General features: G+C 62.5%; 15 protein-coding genes. 7 read left to right on the forward strand and 8 right to left on the reverse strand.

Annotation, left to right across the window (positions count from 1 at the left end; genetic code table 11):
* Nucleotides 1-25 precede the first annotated feature (25 nt).
* The 4 genes from QP802_RS09600 to QP802_RS09615 are packed head-to-tail and all read left to right on the forward strand — an operon-like array spanning nt 26 to nt 4,101.
* Nucleotides 26-805, forward strand: a complete 780-nt coding sequence (locus tag QP802_RS09600; RefSeq protein ID WP_284818558.1) for an electron transfer flavoprotein subunit beta/FixA family protein — start codon at nt 26-28, stop codon at nt 803-805.
* Between the two features lie 23 nt (nt 806-828).
* A complete protein-coding gene (locus QP802_RS09605) occupies nt 829-1,809 on the forward strand; it encodes an electron transfer flavoprotein subunit alpha/FixB family protein (RefSeq protein WP_284818560.1) in 981 nt (326 codons plus the stop codon).
* On the forward strand, nt 1,809-3,257 hold the full coding sequence (locus QP802_RS09610; RefSeq protein ID WP_284818562.1) for a cytochrome b/b6 domain-containing protein: 1,449 nt from the start codon (nt 1,809-1,811) through the stop codon (nt 3,255-3,257). The genes QP802_RS09605 and QP802_RS09610 overlap by 1 nt, the downstream gene beginning before the upstream one ends.
* A 10-nt stretch (nt 3,258-3,267) precedes the next feature.
* Nucleotides 3,268-4,101, forward strand: coding sequence for an aldo/keto reductase (locus QP802_RS09615; protein WP_284818563.1), 834 nt, complete (start codon nt 3,268-3,270; stop codon nt 4,099-4,101).
* On the opposite strand, the gene QP802_RS09620 is transcribed toward QP802_RS09615, so the two are convergent.
* Together QP802_RS09620 and QP802_RS09625 are read right to left on the reverse strand one after the other, a co-directional pair.
* On the reverse strand, nt 4,098-4,562 hold the full coding sequence (locus QP802_RS09620) for a ribose-5-phosphate isomerase (protein ID WP_070362021.1): 465 nt from the start codon (nt 4,560-4,562) through the stop codon (nt 4,098-4,100). The two genes, QP802_RS09615 and QP802_RS09620, sit on opposite strands and share 4 nt — an antisense overlap.
* Before the next feature lie 21 nt (nt 4,563-4,583).
* A complete protein-coding gene (locus tag QP802_RS09625) occupies nt 4,584-5,201 on the reverse strand; it encodes a mycothiol-dependent nitroreductase Rv2466c family protein (RefSeq protein ID WP_070362020.1) in 618 nt (205 codons plus the stop codon).
* An 82-nt stretch (nt 5,202-5,283) separates the two neighbouring features.
* Here QP802_RS09625 and pepN point away from each other — a divergent pair, with 82 nt between their 5' ends.
* Nucleotides 5,284-7,692 (forward strand): aminopeptidase N, encoded by a 2,409-nt coding sequence (gene pepN, locus QP802_RS09630; protein WP_284818566.1) that lies wholly within the window; start codon nt 5,284-5,286, stop codon nt 7,690-7,692.
* Between the two features lie 3 nt (nt 7,693-7,695).
* Here the strand turns inward: pepN and QP802_RS09635 are convergent, their stop codons facing one another.
* Entirely contained in the window at nt 7,696-8,409 is a 714-nt protein-coding gene (locus QP802_RS09635; RefSeq protein ID WP_071567646.1) for a GntR family transcriptional regulator, read from the reverse strand.
* 336 nt (nt 8,410-8,745) lie between these two features.
* Between QP802_RS09635 and QP802_RS09640 the strand changes: the two genes are divergently transcribed.
* Nucleotides 8,746-9,774, forward strand: coding sequence for a mechanosensitive ion channel family protein (locus tag QP802_RS09640; RefSeq protein WP_284818569.1), 1,029 nt, complete (start codon nt 8,746-8,748; stop codon nt 9,772-9,774).
* On the forward strand, nt 9,758-10,180 hold the full coding sequence (locus QP802_RS09645; RefSeq protein WP_070362017.1) for a globin: 423 nt from the start codon (nt 9,758-9,760) through the stop codon (nt 10,178-10,180). The genes QP802_RS09640 and QP802_RS09645 overlap by 17 nt, the downstream gene beginning before the upstream one ends.
* On the opposite strand, the gene QP802_RS09650 is transcribed toward QP802_RS09645, so the two are convergent.
* The 5 genes from QP802_RS09650 to QP802_RS09670 form a co-directional block, all read right to left on the reverse strand.
* A complete protein-coding gene (locus QP802_RS09650) occupies nt 10,169-10,807 on the reverse strand; it encodes a DUF8185 domain-containing protein (protein WP_256005403.1) in 639 nt (212 codons plus the stop codon). The two genes, QP802_RS09645 and QP802_RS09650, sit on opposite strands and share 12 nt — an antisense overlap.
* Nucleotides 10,808-11,260, reverse strand: a complete 453-nt coding sequence (locus tag QP802_RS09655; RefSeq protein WP_071573570.1) for an acyl-CoA thioesterase — start codon at nt 11,258-11,260, stop codon at nt 10,808-10,810. It abuts the gene before it with no gap.
* 24 nt (nt 11,261-11,284) lie between these two features.
* On the reverse strand, nt 11,285-12,955 hold the full coding sequence (ettA, locus tag QP802_RS09660) for an energy-dependent translational throttle protein EttA (protein ID WP_071573571.1): 1,671 nt from the start codon (nt 12,953-12,955) through the stop codon (nt 11,285-11,287).
* A gap of 106 nt (nt 12,956-13,061) precedes the next feature.
* The gene (locus QP802_RS09665; RefSeq protein WP_284818573.1) at nt 13,062-13,676 is read right to left on the reverse strand and encodes a single-stranded DNA-binding protein; all 615 of its coding nucleotides are present in this window, start codon (nt 13,674-13,676) and stop codon (nt 13,062-13,064) included.
* A gap of 134 nt (nt 13,677-13,810) precedes the next feature.
* Nucleotides 13,811-15,829, reverse strand: coding sequence for a bifunctional copper resistance protein CopD/cytochrome c oxidase assembly protein (locus tag QP802_RS09670; protein ID WP_284818575.1), 2,019 nt, complete (start codon nt 15,827-15,829; stop codon nt 13,811-13,813).
* Between the last annotated feature and the right edge of the window lie 496 nt (nt 15,830-16,325).

The following is a 16,325-nucleotide window of genomic DNA, read 5'->3' on the forward strand; positions in this document are numbered from 1 at the left end:
CACCCCACCGCTGAAGGAGCGTTTCGTGAACATTGCAGTGTTGCTCAAGGAAGTCCCGGATACGTACGGCGACCGCGACCTGAATCTGGAAACCGGCCTGACCGATCGCTCCGGTGATGTCGTCGCTGACGAGGTCTGCGAACGCGCCGTCGAAGCCGCGATGCGGCTGAAAGAGTCCCGCGGCGACGAGGAAACGATCGTCGACCTCATTACGGTAGGGCCAGAAACAGCGCATGCCAGCGTGCGCAAGGGCATTGCGATGGGCGCGGATGATGCCTACATCATTGCCGACGACGCCCTCCTCGGCGCGGACGTGACGCTGACGGCAGAAGTGCTCGCGGCGGCACTGCGCAACAAGGACTACGACCTGGTTGTGCTCGGTACCGCGTCCTCTGACGGCGGTGGCGGCGTCATGGCTGGACTGCTCGCAGAGATGCTCGGCTGGCCCGCCATCGCCAACGCGACCGAGGTCACGCTCAACAACGACATGGTGACTGCGACGCAGGTCAGCGATCACGCCACGCTCACCCTGGAGGCGCAGCTCCCGGCGCTGGTCGCGGTCTCGGACGAGTACCCTGATGCCCGCTTCCCGAACTTCAAGGGTCTGATGGCGGCGAAGAAGAAGGAACTGCACACGCTGACGCTGGCGGAGCTCGGCGTCGACGCGGAGGATTTCGCACGGCCGCGGGCGATCATGGTGGACGTCGAAAAGCGTCCTGCGCGTGAGCGTGGCGAGATCATTGACTACGGCCCGAACGCTGTGGGCCAGCTGGTCGACTTCCTTGCAGAGAAGCACTACATCTAACCCGCCGAACGAAGGATAATGACATGGCAACCTCTCCCCGCACAGTTTTGGTCGTGCTCGATGCGTCGCACGACGACCAGCTCGACTCCACCGCCGCCGAACTCATCGGCGCAGCCGCGCCTCTGGGTACCCCGGTGGTGCTGACCACCAACCCTGCACACACCGAAGCGCTCGGCGAGCTCGGCGCAGCCGTGGTGCTGACCACTAACGTTGACGCGCAGCAGCAGGCAGTCCCACTTGTCGACGCCGCCGAGGCCGCGTTCAACGCCACCGACCCGGCAGCCGTGATCCTCGCCCACTCCGTCCGCGGCCGCGACGTCGCGTCGCGCCTGGCCGTGCGCAAGGGCAAGGCCCTGCTCACCGACGCGATTGATGTCCGCCGAGACGACCAGGGCATTGTGACGGACCACGAGAACTACGGCGGCGCCTACACCGCAACCGCTGCAGCGACCCACTCGGCGCCAATTATTACGGTGCGCATCGGCGCGATCGATCGCCGTGCGGACGCCACCGCGCCCGAGGTTCACGAGTTGGACGTCACTGCCTCCGGGACACGCGCCGCGACGGTGACTTCGGTGACACCGGTGGTGCGCACCTCGACGCGCCCGGAGCTACTCACCGCAGATCGCGTGGTTGCAGGAGGCGTTGCTTTAGGTGACGCGGACATGTTCGAGCAGCTCGTGGGCGGGCTTGCCGACGAGCTCGGCGCCGCAGTCGGCGCGACCCGCTCCGCTGCGGACGAGGACCAAATCAGCCACGACGCCCAGATTGGGCAGACCGGCATCGTGGTCAGCCCGAAGCTCTACATCGGCATCGGTATTTCCGGCGCTGTGCAGCACCTCGTGGGCATGCAGACAGCCGATACCATCATCGCGATCAACAACGATGAGGACGCTCCGCTGTTCGATATCGCGGACTTCGGCATCATTGGCGATCTCTTCGACGTGGTGCCGGAACTCATCGAGCAGATCGCAGCTCGCCGCGGCACGGAGGCGTCCGAGTAATGCAGGTGCACCTTCGTCGTGGCCTGCCCCGTGTAGCGAGCGGCCAGCCGTGGCCACCAGTTGATGAGGTCGCGCTCGAACCCGACCCGGCCATGACCGGTGATCTGGTCGGCGCTCAAGCGGCTCCGGCCCCAGCGCAACCCGAAGGCGTATCGACGCCCCTCCGTCGCGGCCTGCCTCGTACCCCGAGCGGCCAGCCATGGCCTCCTACAGACTCGGTCGCAGTCGCTGCGGACCCTGCCGTGCAGCAGGTGTTTCCAGCGGCTGCAGAACGCGCTGCCGCCGAACAGCCCGCGGAAGAGCAACCAGCTGGCCCGCTCACCACGGTCGCCGTGCGCCAGGGCCTTCCACGTACTGCCGGGGCTGGCCCGTTCCCGCCTGTCGCCAATGTCGACGTCCCAGAGGACCCCGCTGTGGCGGTTCCTCCGCTCTACGGCGCAGCGGCGCAGACTGCAGAACAGGCACCGGAACAGGTAGCGGCAGTCGAGTCCTCGCCGCAGCTAGCACAGCCCGAGCGGCCGAAGTTGGCGGCACAGCCCGTGCCTGCGCCGACTCAAACTCCATCGCGTCGCTGGTGGGCGTACGGTGGCGTCGCGCTGCTCGCTGCGTTCGTAGTCGCGGTCCTGGTGGCGCGCTGGTTCGTCGGCACCCCGACGGGCAGCAGCTTCATCGAGCGCTACACCGGCCAGCAGCCCCTGCCGGAAGGCGCACCTGTTGGGCTGCCCGCATGGTTGGGGTGGTCGCACTTCTTCAACATGCTGTTCATGGCGCTCATCATCAAGACTGGTATGACCGTGCGCCACGAGCGCAAACCCGAAGCGTATTGGGCGCCGCGCACAAACCCCAAGAAGAAAATTTCTCTTACCCTGTGGCTGCACCTCACCATTGACGTGCTGTGGGTGGCGCTCGGCGTGGCGTTCTACATCGTCCTGTTCGCCACTGGCCAGTGGATGCGAATCGTGCCCACGAGCTGGGAGGTCATCCCGCAAGCGGTCTCCGCGGGGATCCAGTACCTCAGCCTGGACTGGCCGACGGAAAACCCGTGGGTGCACTACAACGCGCTGCAGGAGCTGTCGTACTTCGCGGTGGTGTTCCTTGCCGCGCCGCTGGCGATCCTCTCCGGCGCTCGCATGAGCGAGTGGTGGCCGAAGTCCTGGTCCTTCTTCTCGCTGAAGGCTGCACGCGCTATTCACTTCCCCACCATGCTGTTCTTCGTCCTGTTCACCGTGGTACACGTCTTCCTGGTGCTCACCACGGGTCTGCGCAGGAATATGAACGCGATGTTCGCTGCCTCCGGCGACGTCGACCCAGACGTGTACGGTACGAGCTGGACTGGCGTCATCGTGTTCCTCGTTGCGGCAGCCGTGATCGCGGTGGTGTGCAGGCTGGCTCGCCCCGCGCTGGTAGCCCCGGTGGCGCAAGCGACTGGCAAGGTGACAAGCCGCTAAAGTAAAGCGCATGGTACCCATGTTTGCGCTTCACGACGGCACATCAATCCCCCAACTCGGCTACGGCCTCCACCGCGTAGATCCGCAGGAGGCCGAGCGGTTGGTTAGCGAAGCGCTGGAGGCAGGTTACAGGCACTTCGACACCGCCCACATTTATGGGAACGAAGAGGGCGTCGGCAAGGCAATCGCGAAGTCGGGGATCCCGCGCGAGGAGCTGTACATCACCACGAAGTTGTGGAACAACCGCCACCACGATGCCCCGGCGGCGCTCGAGGAGTCGCTGGAGAAACTCGGGCTTGACCACGTGGATCTTTACCTCATTCACTGGCCGCTGCCCGGGCAGGGTGCCTACGTGGATGCGTGGAAATCCCTCATTGGACTCCGCGAGGCTAAACTCACGACCTCCATCGGCGTCTCAAACTTCCTGCCAGAGCACATTGAGCAGATTGAGATGCGCACCGACGTCACCCCTGTGGTCAACCAGGTTGAGCTGCACCCGCTGTTCCAGAACTGGAAAGAGCTCGACGCGATGCGTGTGCACAATATCGCCATCGAGGGCTGGGCTCCGCTCGGTGGCGGCGCCTACGACCTCACGGACTTCCCCGAAATTACTGACGCCGCCGAGGCACACGGCAAAACGCCAGCGCAGGTGGTGCTGCGCTGGCATCTACAAAACGACGTGATCGTGTTCCCCAAGACCACGTCCGCGGAGCGCATGCGTGAAAACATGGACATTTTCGACTTCACGCTCAGCCCCGAAGAAATGTCCGCCATCGTCGCGCTCGACGAGGAGGAGTTTGGGCGCCACGGCCCGCACCCCGCGGACTACGAAGAACTGGGCTAGATAGCCGGGGCTTCGCCCGTCTCCTCGTACTTGGACAGGATGTCGATGCGGCGCTGGTGACGCTCCTCGTTGCTCCACTCCTGACCAATGAACGCGTCGACGATCTTCAGTGCTTCTTCCTCGGTGTGCATGCGCCCACCGATACCGATGAGCTGCGCGTTGTTGTGCTCGCGTGCCAGGCGCGCGGTCTCCTCAGACCACGCCAAGGCGCAGCGAGCGCCCTTCACCTTGTTCGCGGCGATCTGCTCACCATTGCCAGAGCCGCCCAGCACGATGCCGAGGGAGCCTTCGTCCGCTACCGTCCGCTCAGCTGCGGCGATGCAAAACGCCGGGTAGTCGTCGAGGGCGTCATACTCGTGCGCACCACAGTCGATGACTTCGTGGCCCTGCTTTTCCAGGTGGGCCTTAATCTGATTCTTTCGTTCGAAACCGGCATGATCTGCCCCAAGGTAAATTCGCATGCGCTCTACCCTACCTTCCTGCTAGCTCACCTGCGGCGGTTCCGTGCGGGAACGCTTCAGTTCGAAGAAGTAGGGGTATTCGCTCAGTGCCAGGGAGGCGTCGAAAAGCTTGCCTGCCTCCTCACCCGTTGGGACGCGGGTGATGACCGGCCCAAAGAATGCGGTGTCTCCGAGCTTGACCACCGGGGTGCCCACCTCGTCACCGACGGCGTCCATCGCACCCTGGTGGTAGGTGCCGAGCAGCTCGTCCATCTCGTTGGTGTTGGCAAGGTCGGCGTAGCTGGCGTCGAGACCTACCTCTTCGAGTGCTGCCGCGATGATCTCGTCGTAGGCGCCGTAGCCCTTCTTGCCGCCCTGCTCCCCGGCGTGAATGGCGGTGCCCATCGCGGTGTAGAGCGCGTCGATCTTCTCTGGGTGGTCGCGCTTCACCGCTGCAAACACGCGCGCTGGACCCCAGTTGGCCTCCATCATCTTGGCGTAGTCGGCGGGGATGTCGCGGCCGTCGTTAAGAATGGACAGTGACATCGGCACCCACTCGACCGTGATGTCGCGGACCTTTTCTACTTCCTTCATCCAACGCGAAGTGAGCCAGCAAAATGGGCAGCTTACGTCGAACCAAAAGGTAACTGGTGCAGTCACAGAATCATTCCTCCATTCGTTCCGGAAATTATGCAGCCACCATAGCGAAAAACACACAGGTACGGCGAGTATGTTGGAGGACATGAAGACAAACCTCAAGCGCAGCGACGCACAACTTCGCGCACAACTTATCTCAGATGTCCATTACGATATTGCGCTCGATGTCAACGGAGCAGAGCAGTTCACGTCGACCACCAAGGTCACGTTCCGCTCGGGCGCAGGCGAGACGTTCTTCGATCTGGTCGCCGACGAGTTCTCCGCAACGCTCGACGGCCGCCCCGTCGACGGCCGCACCCTCACTCTCACCGAGGGCGAGCACACGTTAGTTGTCGACGCCACCATTACCTACAACCACACCGGAGAAGGCCTGCACAAGTTCGTCGACCCGGTGGACAACAAGGATTACCTCTACACCCAGTTCGAACCCGCGATGGCGATGAAGGTGTTTGCCTGCTTCGACCAGCCGGATATCAAGGCCACGTATAAGATTGCCGTCGACGCGCCAGAGGCCTACACGGTCGTACTCAACGAGGAGGCGACCCGTGAGGGCAACGTGTGGTCCTGCACCATTGATTACCCACTGTCGACGTACCTGGTGGCAGTCTGCGCCGGTGAGTACGAGTTCGTCGAAGACGAGTACATCGACGACCTGAAGCGTATCCCGCTTCGCATCTTTGCCCGCGCCTCACTCATGGAGCACCTCGACGCAGAACGCTTGTTCCGCCAGACGAAAGACGGCTTCGCGTACTACCACAAGAATTTTGCCATTGCGTACCCGTTCGGCAAGTACGACCAGATTTTCTGCCCCGAGTACAACATGGGCGCAATGGAGAACGCCGGCGCGGTGACCTTCCGCGATGAGTACGTCTTTACTTCCGAGCCAACCCCGTATCGCCTCGAGCGCCGCAACGACACGATCCTGCACGAGATGGCGCACATGTGGTTCGGCGACCTCGTCACGATGCAGTGGTGGGACGACTTGTGGCTCAACGAGTCCTTCGCTACCTGGTCCGCGGCCATTGCCCAGACTGAGATCGGCGAGTACCCGAATGCGTGGACGACGTTCGCGGCCGTCGAGAAGGCATGGGCCTACCAGCAAGATCAGCTGCCGACGACCCACCCAATTGCCGCTGACGCCCCGGACATCGAGACCGCCGAGCAGAACTTCGACGGCATCACCTACGCCAAGGGCGCATCTGTGCTGAAGCAGCTGCAGGCATACGTTGGCCGCGACGAGTTCTTCGCGGGCGTGCGCGATCATTTCAACAACCACAAGTTCAGCAACGCTACCTTCGACGATCTGCTAGGCGCGTTGGAGAAGTCGTCGGGCCGCGATTTGAGCGAGTGGTCCCAACAGTGGCTGCGCACCACTGGTGTGTCCACCCTTCGCCCCGAAATCACTGAGGATTCCTTCGCAGTCGTGCAGGAATCCGATGTGCTGCGCACCCACCGGGTCGGCATCGGGCTGTACAAGCTTGACGGCGACAAGGTCGTGCGCACCCACCACGTAAAGGTGGACATCGAGGGGGCTCGCACTGAGGTTCCCGAGCTCGCCGGCATCGACCACGACCTCGCGCTGGTCAACGACGAGGACCTCACCTACTGCAAGATGCGCCTCACGCCGGAACACACCGAGTTCGTGCTGGAGCACATCGGGCAGATCGAGGACCCACTTGCACGCACCCTGTGCTGGTCATCCCTGTGGGAGGCCGTCCGCGACACGCTGCTTCCGGCTCGCAAGTTCGTGATGGCCGTGGCAAACTTCAGCCGCCTCGAAGACCAACCGAGTGTGCAGGAGCGCCTCCTCACGCAGGCGACGCTGGCGGTCAAGCAGTACGTGGCATGGTCCTGGCAGCGCACCGGCTTCTACATGCTCAGCGAGGCATTCCGCGGCCAGGAGCCTGCAGGTATCTACCAGCGCGCGCTCGCCCGCCTGCAGCCTTCGAAGCAGAACACGACGTACTTCCACGAACTCCTACAGTCGCTGGATAACCAGGAGATTCGCTGGCTCGTGCTCACGAACCTCGTCGCAGGCGGCGCCATGCTGGCCAAGACCTCCAAGAACGAGGAGGATCCGTCCTCCGAGGGTGCGCTGTCGCGCCTGCGCATCGACGCCGTCACGAACAAACAGTGGGCGTGGGATGAGATCGTCAGCGGTACACGCACAAACCTTGAGGTGCGCTTCCTTATCGACGGCCTCACCTTCACCTCCGAAGGCATGGACGGCTTGGCCGAGCGCTACTTCGAGATCGCGCCAGAGCTGTGGGACAAACTGACCAACGAGATGGCTCAGAACACGCTCGAGGGCCTGTTCCCACTGTGGGATATTTCGATTGCTACAGTCGAGCGCGCCGAGGCGCTCCTTGCGCGGGAGGACATTCCGGCGGGCCTGCGCCGCATCGTTTCGGAGGGTAAGGCCCGCGTGGAGCGCGCGCTGCGCAACCGTGTTGGTGACGCAGGCGCGGAAGGCGCAGCGAAAACGCTGCGCTAGAGGCTAGAGCTCCTCGACGATGCGGATCTGCGCCGCATCCGTGCGAGCCACGATAGAGGCGAACATGACCAGCGTGTCACCCTCAAAGAGCTTGCGCGTGATGCGGTGCACCGGGGTGTTCGCCGCCAAGGAGAGGCTCTCGCGCTCCTTATCGGTCGGGTTGGCCGGGAACAGGATGTCCTCGCGGCGCAGGTGAGGAGTCACGCCACCCAGGTCGGTACGCTGGCCACGTGCGTAGTCGTCGGAGCTACGGCTGTACTTGGACTCGTAGCCGGGACGCACATAGGTGGTTTCAGCGAACACCGGGTTACCGTTGGCGAAGTGAACGAGCTCGCTGGTGAGCAACTTATCGCGGGAGTCTACGCCGAATGCAGAGACGACGATCTGCGGTGCGGGCGCAGCGGTCTCCGAAATCAGTTCGGAAGAGACGTCCAGGCCATGCGCGATAAGCTGCTCCGTCAGCGATACCTTGCCCGTCAAGTCGATGATCGGAGGTAGCGCGCGAACGAATGTGCCACCGGTGCGGCCACGCTTACGCTCAATAATTCCCTCGAGTTGCAATAGGTCCAGTGCATGGCGCACGGTCATGCGTGCCACCCCGTACATGTCTACAAGTTCGCGTTCTGGGGGTAGCTTGTCGCCGGGTTCGAGCTCGCGCGATTCGATCTGGCTCCGCAGAGCGTCAGCAATCGCTACATACGCTGGCTTTTTCGCCATAAATTCCTCCTATTTTTGCGGCTGCGTTTAGGTTCACTGCCGCCCGCCCATAACTCCAGGTGTGACGCCAAAAGGTACAACACCAAAATCTCAGTTGTTTCTAATATAGTTCATTGGACCATAAAAGTACCTAACAATAAATTTGAACAAAGTGCGCGACACTTGACACGTCCATAAATTGCAAAGTCATACTTTCAGTTGAACCCTATCGACGTGCCAAATTCAGGAATCTCCAACGCCAATTACAACATCGCCCAAGCCACGGCCAATACCCCCATTTGCGGTAACCCGGGTGCTCGACGGCTGCTCGAGACGTAGCGCGTAAACTAGAGCACAATGTTTTCTCTTACGCAGTTTTCTCCATCAGTCTTAGCCAAATCCGTGAGCGTTCCAGATGTCGACGAAGCCGTCGACTCCGTCACCTCGTGGTGGAATGACCCCGCCACGCGAGACATCTTTGTGACCCGCCCCCTGTGGATCCTGGTCATCCTGGCCATTGCCCTCGTGCTGCACATCGTGGTGCGCAGAATCATCACGAAGGCCGCGAACAACGCCATCAACTCCTCCAGCGCGGCTCTCCCCTTCCGCCGCCGCGCTGGCGCCGTGAAACCCGACACTGCGCATTCGCGCTCGCGGGAGCAGCGCCGCCAGCAGCGCATCCTCACGCTGGCGAACGTAGGACGCTCCGCGGCAGCAATTGTGATTTGGGTGTGGGCGGTCCTCGCGGTGCTCGACCAACTCGGGGTCAACGTCGCCCCGCTCGTGGCCTCTGCGGGCGTCGTCGGCGTTGCCCTCGGCTTCGGCGCGCAGTCCCTTGTGAAAGACTTCCTCAGCGGCATCTTCATGCTGCTGGAAAACCAGTACGGTGTCGGTGACGTCATCGCGGTCAATGACATTGAGGGCACTGTAGTGCACGTCACGATGCGCATCACCACCGTCCGCGATATTGACGGCACCCTCTGGTACGTCCGAAACGGTAACATCGATCTGCTTGGCAACCAGAGCGACGTCTTCTCCGTTGCCCGCCTCGAGATCCCTGTTTCCATCCAGGCTGATCCGGAGCAGGCAGCCAGCGTCGTCGAGGCCGCAATGCAGGACGCAGTGACGCGCCCCGAGATCAAGGACAAACTCGTCGGCGAGGCCACCATGCTGGGCATTTCCAAGTTCGACCCGGAGTGCGCAACCCTGCGCGTGATGGTCAATACGCTGCCTGGCGAGCAGTGGGGCGTCTCCCGTTTCATGACCGCGGTCATCCTCGAGGCGCTTCACACGCACGGCGTGCCGCTGCCTGGCACGGAGCCGACCTACATCCGACACCTGGACCGCACCCCTGGAGGCGAGAACACCGATGCAGATCAGCAATAGCAACGAAGCGCAGCAAACGCTCTACGAAGCCGTCGGCGGCGAGGAGTTCTTCCACACGCTCGTGCACCGCTTCTACGCCCAGGTCAAAGAAGATGACCTCATCGGCCCCATGTACCCCGACGAGGACTGGGAAGGCGCCGAATCACGCCTGCGCTGGTTCCTCACGCAATACTGGGGCGGCCCGCGCACCTACCAGGAGCGCCGCGGCAACCCGATGCTGCGCCGCCGCCACTTCCCGTTCGCAATCGGCGAGGCGGAGGCTGACCGCTGGCTCGAGCTGATGGGCAAGGCAATGGCAGAGTTTGACGACGCCACCCTGCCCCAGCCCTACCGCGACGCTATGTGGAATCACATGCAGCGAGTCGCGTACATGATGATCAACCAGGGCCCGCGGTCATACGAATAGGCTCAGCGACTTGCTGTGGTAGACGGTGCCGAAGGGAGCGTCGATACGCACCCACCTGCCTGCGCTCGAAACCCTCAGGTAGCGAGGCACTTCGACCGGGGCTTCGAACCCCGGAATGAGCCCAAGCGAGGTGCAGGTAAACACCGCGCGCATGGGTATTTCAAGTTTCGGGCCGCGGTCGTCCGCGTCGACGGTGATGACCACGGCGTCGAGAAGTGAAACCGGCGGGCCGAGCGGGCCCGCGAACTGGCGCGCAAGGTTTCGGCCTTCGTCGGCGAGCTGACGCGCTGTAGAAATAGGCACCTCTTCGCGCAGCACGAACCCTTGCGCCGGTGGCAGTGCCCCAGGCCAGTTCTGGTCCTGCGCCGCGCCAAGTGTTCCCGTCGCAGTTTCGAGTGCCTCGAGAACCCGGCGCGCAGGCACCACCGCACCGTCGCGGGAGATAGTTCCGCGGACCCGGCGCGAGGCGACGCAGTCGAACGGGGTGGTGACAAAGACGTCGACGTCGTGTTCCCCGACTCGCTGGAACCGCGCGTAGGCGTCATCCTGGAGTGCGAGGGCGCGCTGCAGCAGGGCGCGCAGTCCGCGCTCCCCTTGCTCAACAACAAGCGTTTCGGTGGTAGCCACCTATGCCTGCCCCAGCTCGTCGTCACCGTCGAGCGTTGTGTAGGCGCGGGCAAGGATGCCGAGCTCCTGCGAGGTGATTGCTCGCGGGCTCGCCGTCCGTTTATCCACGGTGACCTGTACGCAATCAATCACGCAACAGACGCTGCCTTGTGCGTCCTTGATCTCCTGACGCGTCGTAAAGGACGTGTTGCCGAGGTGGATCACCTGCGTATCAACGGTCACTGCCTGCGTGTTCGGCAGCACTGGGCGAACGTAGTCCGCTTCGATGCGCCGAACGAACACCACAAACTCGTACCCCTGAGACTCGAAGAACTCCTGGGCAAACGCGAGTCGCGCCTGCTGCGCGATCTCGATGTAAGCCGAGTTTGTCACATGGCCGTACCGGTCAAAATCGTTCCACCTCAGCGAGATGGAGTGCGTGTGAATCCTGCCGCGCATATTCTGTTCCGACATAGCCAATTCCTACCTTTTCCGCTGTTAGCGGCTGAGCTTGCGGTGGGTGACGCGCGACGGCTTCGCCGCTTCCTCACCGAGGCGCTCAACCTTGTTCTTCTCGTAGTCGCCGAAGTTGCCCTCGAACCAGTACCACTTGCCTTCCTCAACGTTGCCTTCCCAGGCGAGGATGTGGGTACAGGTGCGGTCCAGGAACCAGCGGTCGTGCGAAATCACGACAGCGCAACCTGGGAACTTTTGCAGCGCATTCTCAAGCGAGCCAAGGGTTTCGACGTCCAAGTCGTTGGTCGGCTCGTCGAGCAGGATCAGGTTGCCGCCCTGCTTCAGCGTCAGTGCCAGGTTCAGGCGGTTGCGCTCACCACCGGAGAGCACCTTGGACGGCTTCTGCTGGTCAGCACCCTTGAATCCGAACGCGGAGAGGTAGGCGCGCGACGGCATTTCGTTCTGGCCAACCACGATGTAGTCGAGCCCGTCGGACACAACTTCCCACACCGTCTTTTCCGGGTCGATGTTTTCGCGGTTCTGGTCAACGTAGGACAGCTTCACAGTCTCGCCGACCACGACGGTGCCTGCGTCTGGTTCTTCCAGCCCAACGATGGTCTTGAACAGTGTGGACTTACCAACACCGTTCGGGCCGATGACGCCCACGATGCCGTTACGTGGCAGTGTGAAGGACAGGTCCTTGATCAGGACGCGGCCGTCGAAGCCTTTGTCCAAGTGCTCGACCTCGACGACCTTGTTGCCCAGGCGTGGAGGCGTCGGGATCTGGATTTCTTCGAAGTCCAGCTTCTTGTACTGCTCTGCCTCGGCAGCCATCTCCTCGTAGCGTTCCAGACGCGCCTTGTTCTTTGCCTGGCGTGCCTTCGGCGAGGATCGCACCCACTCGAGCTCGTTCTTCAGGCGCTTCTGCAGCTTCTGATCCTTCTTGCCAGCAACCTCGAGGCGCTCGGCCTTCTTCTCCAGGTAGGTGGAGTAGTTGCCCTCGTACGGGTAGAGCTTGCCGCGGTCGACCTCACAGATCCACTCGGCCACGTTGTCCAGGAAGTAGCGGTCGTGGGTAATCGCCAGAACTGCGCCCGGGTAGGACTGCAGGTGCTTCTCCAGCCACAGGACGGACTCGGCGTCCAGGTGGTTCGTCGGCTCGTCGAGCAGCAGCAGGTCCGGCTCGGACAGCAGTAGCTTCGCCAGCGCGACACGGCGGCGCTCACCACCGGAAAGCTTGGTCACCGGGCTATCGGACGGTGGACAGCGCAGCGCCTCCATCGCCTGCTCAATCTTGGAATCGACTTCCCAGGCGTCAGCGGCGTCGAGCTCCTCCTGGAGCTTGCCCATTTCTTCCATGAGCTCGTCGGTGTAGTTCGTCGCCATCTCTTCAGCGATTTCTTCGAAGCGCTGCTTCTTCTCGAAGATGTCGCCGAGGCCCTCTTCGACGTTCTCACGAACGGTCTTTTCCTCGTTCAGCGGTGGCTCCTGCAGGAGGATGCCGACCGTTGCACCAGGGTCCAGGAATGCCTCGCCGTTGTTTGGCTGGTCAATCCCCGCCATGATCTTGAGCAGCGAGGACTTACCTGCGCCGTTTGGCCCAACGACACCAATCTTGGCGCCGGGATAAAAGGCCATGGTGACATTGTCCAAAATGACCTTGTCACCGATGGCCCTGCGAACGTTTTTCATCGTGTAGATGAACTCAGCCACGTAAAAACCCCTTTAACTGAAGCGGACATACATCGTTTCACAGGGTACATCAGCGAAAGGTGAACGTGCGCTTCCCCGGCGCCGAGCAGGAGCGCAACCGCGGGCGTCAGAACGGCGCGGGGCCGTCGTCACTTTTGCCGCTGCCAGCACCCACAGCGACCGGCTCGAGCTCAGGCGACTGCGGTTGTGGTTCCGTAGCCGCCGCCGAGTCCGACGCCGTCGCCTGCATCTTCATTTGCTCGAAGTAGAACTCGCGCTCCTCCTCCGTCATGAAATCGACCGCAGTCTTGATCTTCACCGCAGGCTGACCCTCGAGTGTGTGGCCGTTCTCGGTGATCTTCCAGGAAGAAATTTGGTGCATGCCGAGCTCGAACGCAACCTTGTCGGCTTTCAGCACGGTGCGGTACCGGTTGAGCTTCTCACCGGCGTCGTTAGTTTCTACCCAGGTCTCCGTGACCAACCGGCCGGAGACCATCACCGGCGCGCCACGGAACAGTGAGGTGCGCGCGTTGATGGCGAGCTGGTTCCAACACTCGACGTCGATGTAGAGCTGGTCCGTGTCCTCCCAAATGTCGCGGCCCTGGTTGTCTTGTTCACCTGTGCGCCGCCTGCGAGAGGACGCGATGCGCATCTTGCACACCGAGTTTCCCGACGCCGGGAACCACTTAAAGTACGGTGCTGCCGTCAAGTTTCCGCATACGGTGACGTTCATTTGGCTCATTGTTGTGTCCTTTCAATTGTTTGCTGAACTGGTACAACTCGGAGCTTTCCAGCGCAGAAACAGAAAAGAAAGGATGCGGCCTGGCAGCCTGTGGATTGATTTTTAGAATTCCACAGTTCTCAACAGATCCTCGGCTACCCCTTGTGCTGCGGGGTATCCGACGTGTACTGTGCGAGCATTTCGTTATAGGCGCGCCACTCGGCGTCGTCAGTCTCGTCCGCGATGCGGTCAACCTCTGCGGTTTCTGCGCGGTCCTCACGCCACCACAGGATGAACAGCACACCGAACACGATAACAAGCGGGAACGAGCCCGACGCCCAGGCGATACCGCCGCCCACCTTCTGGTCCGCCAGCAAATCCGGGTCCCACGGCAGGAGCAGCGAGCGGTAGAACTCCTCGCCCATCACGGTGTTGAGCTGCATGAGGTACACACCCATAAAGAGGTGCACCGGCATGGAGATCCACAGCCACAGTAGACGCGTCTTCGCCGTCACGCGCCCCTCGATGTAGTCCGGGCCGATGAGCTCCCAGAAGTAGAAGTAGCCCGACACCAGGAACACCGCGTTCATGATGACGTGGCCCGCGTGCTCCGAAATCATCAGTTCGTAAAGATCAGTGAACACGTACATGACGTAGAAGAACACCAGGAACTGCACCGCGGACACCGGCGGATACGTCACGATGCGCAGGAACTTACTGCGCTGGAAGGACTGCGCCCACAGCCGGGGGTTGAACTCCCCGGACGGGTAGGCGTCGATAATGAGCGTCAGCGGCGCGCCCAGCACGAGGAACACCGGCACACCCATCGACAGAATCATGTGGACCGTCATGTGCGCCGAGTAGGACGCCGGCATGTGCAGCCCAATGCCGGAGCACATCGTGACTACGACGGTCGCGCAGCCCAGCAGCCACCACGCCGTGCGCCCCTTCGACCACCCGCTCACCCGGCGCGTCAGGTGCAGGTAGTAAACCGCCAACAGGATCGCGATCACGCTGTAGAGCAGCTCGAAACGCCACAGACCGACCCAGTTCGACCAGGTCAATGGGTCCTCGAGGTTGTACCCCATCTGGATCTGCATCGGGGTGAGGTTCGGGTCCCGCGGCGGTGGCGGCGGAGTGCGCCCGAGCGTCACCGCAAGGCCAGTCACAGCAGCCATCACTAGCACTTCAACCGCACCGAGTCGCACGAACGCTCTGCGTTGCGACGGCCCCTCCGCCTCAAGCGCCGGAATCGTCCGCTCGCGGTGTGCGTACCCCATCAAACCAAGCAGCAGGATGCCGACCAGCTTGCCCACCAGCACCCAGCCGTAGGCGTAGCGGGTGATGTCGTCCAGGTGCACGCGGATCGCACCGTTAATCACGCCCGACACCGCCATCGCTACGAAGGCGAACAACGCGATGCGCGAGTATCTGCGCACCGCTGGCGCCAAGTCCGGCCCCAACCTGAAACCGTGCGCCACCAGCGCCATCAGGGCACCAACCCACACCAGCAGGAATACCAGGTGCCAGATGAAGGAGTTCGTGCCGAAGTCGTGGTCGCCACCGGTCGCGGAGTGACCAGTCAGCGCCAGCGGCATAATCGCCAACAACGAGCCGATGAACAACGCCACCTGCGACCACCAACACGACACCCGATACCCCGCCACGGACACACACGCCGCGATCGCAGCGACAATCAGCCAGACGCGGGCGTCAGCAACCTTGTCCAGCGCCAGCGCCCACGCGTCGACCTCAAACATCACGGTGCTCAACGGCTGGCCTGAGACGTCGGAAAGCACCAGCGGCACCATCACCACACCGATCAGCGCCAACCCCGCCGACGACGCCGCCCCCGTCCGCGACGCAATCACCCCGTCGACGGTCAGGCGCGCGCCGTTGAGGTCAGAGCCCGTCTGCTTCGGCGGCAGCAACCACGCAGAAAAGAGGAAGGACCCGGCAGCCAGCGCGGCCAGCACCCACGCTGCGCCCCGCAGCGCCGGCAGACCGAACGTCGTCAACGCCCCCGGATCCGGAATGCCCAACGCCGCGAGCGAGGCGCCCGCGAACATCTCCGAAATCACCCCGGCGATGAGCGCCGCGACGAGCCCCGCCGCAAGATACAACGGAAACGCCGCTTTCACCGCCGACTTTGAGGCAACCTGCGCATTTGACATGCTCACTACCCTACGTTCGAAATCTGCCTGTTCCCAAGTTTTTCGACGCCTACTTCTCCACCTCCACGTCACAAGTGTGAGCAATAGCTTCCTGCTCTGCCCCACCAGGACTCTGACCTGTCGGGGACAGTTCACTTAAAAGAACGCTGCCATCCACCGTTCGCCGATTCCGCCCCGCGGACAACCGGCATGCAACACCATGTCCACGGCAACACGTTCACCAGCCGTTTGAGAAAACCAACCACTTAATCTGTCCGCCGCACGGACACTCACCCGGGGATGCCCCAACCCAGAAAACCTGTCCGCCCCGCGGACACTCGGACTGCGTTTTGCTGTCCACCCCGCGGACAACCGGCATGCCACACCATGTCCACGGCGCTTCTCCCACCTCGCGGATTGGGCAGAACCAACCACTTGCCCTGTCCGCCCCGCGGACACTCAACCGGTGAGACCGGATCGCCAAAGAACTGTCCGCCCCGCGGACACCCTGACCGCA

This window comes from Corynebacterium sp. UMB10119B (genome assembly GCF_030228125.1).
GTDB classification, from domain to species: Bacteria; Actinomycetota; Actinomycetes; order Mycobacteriales; family Mycobacteriaceae; genus Corynebacterium; species Corynebacterium pseudogenitalium.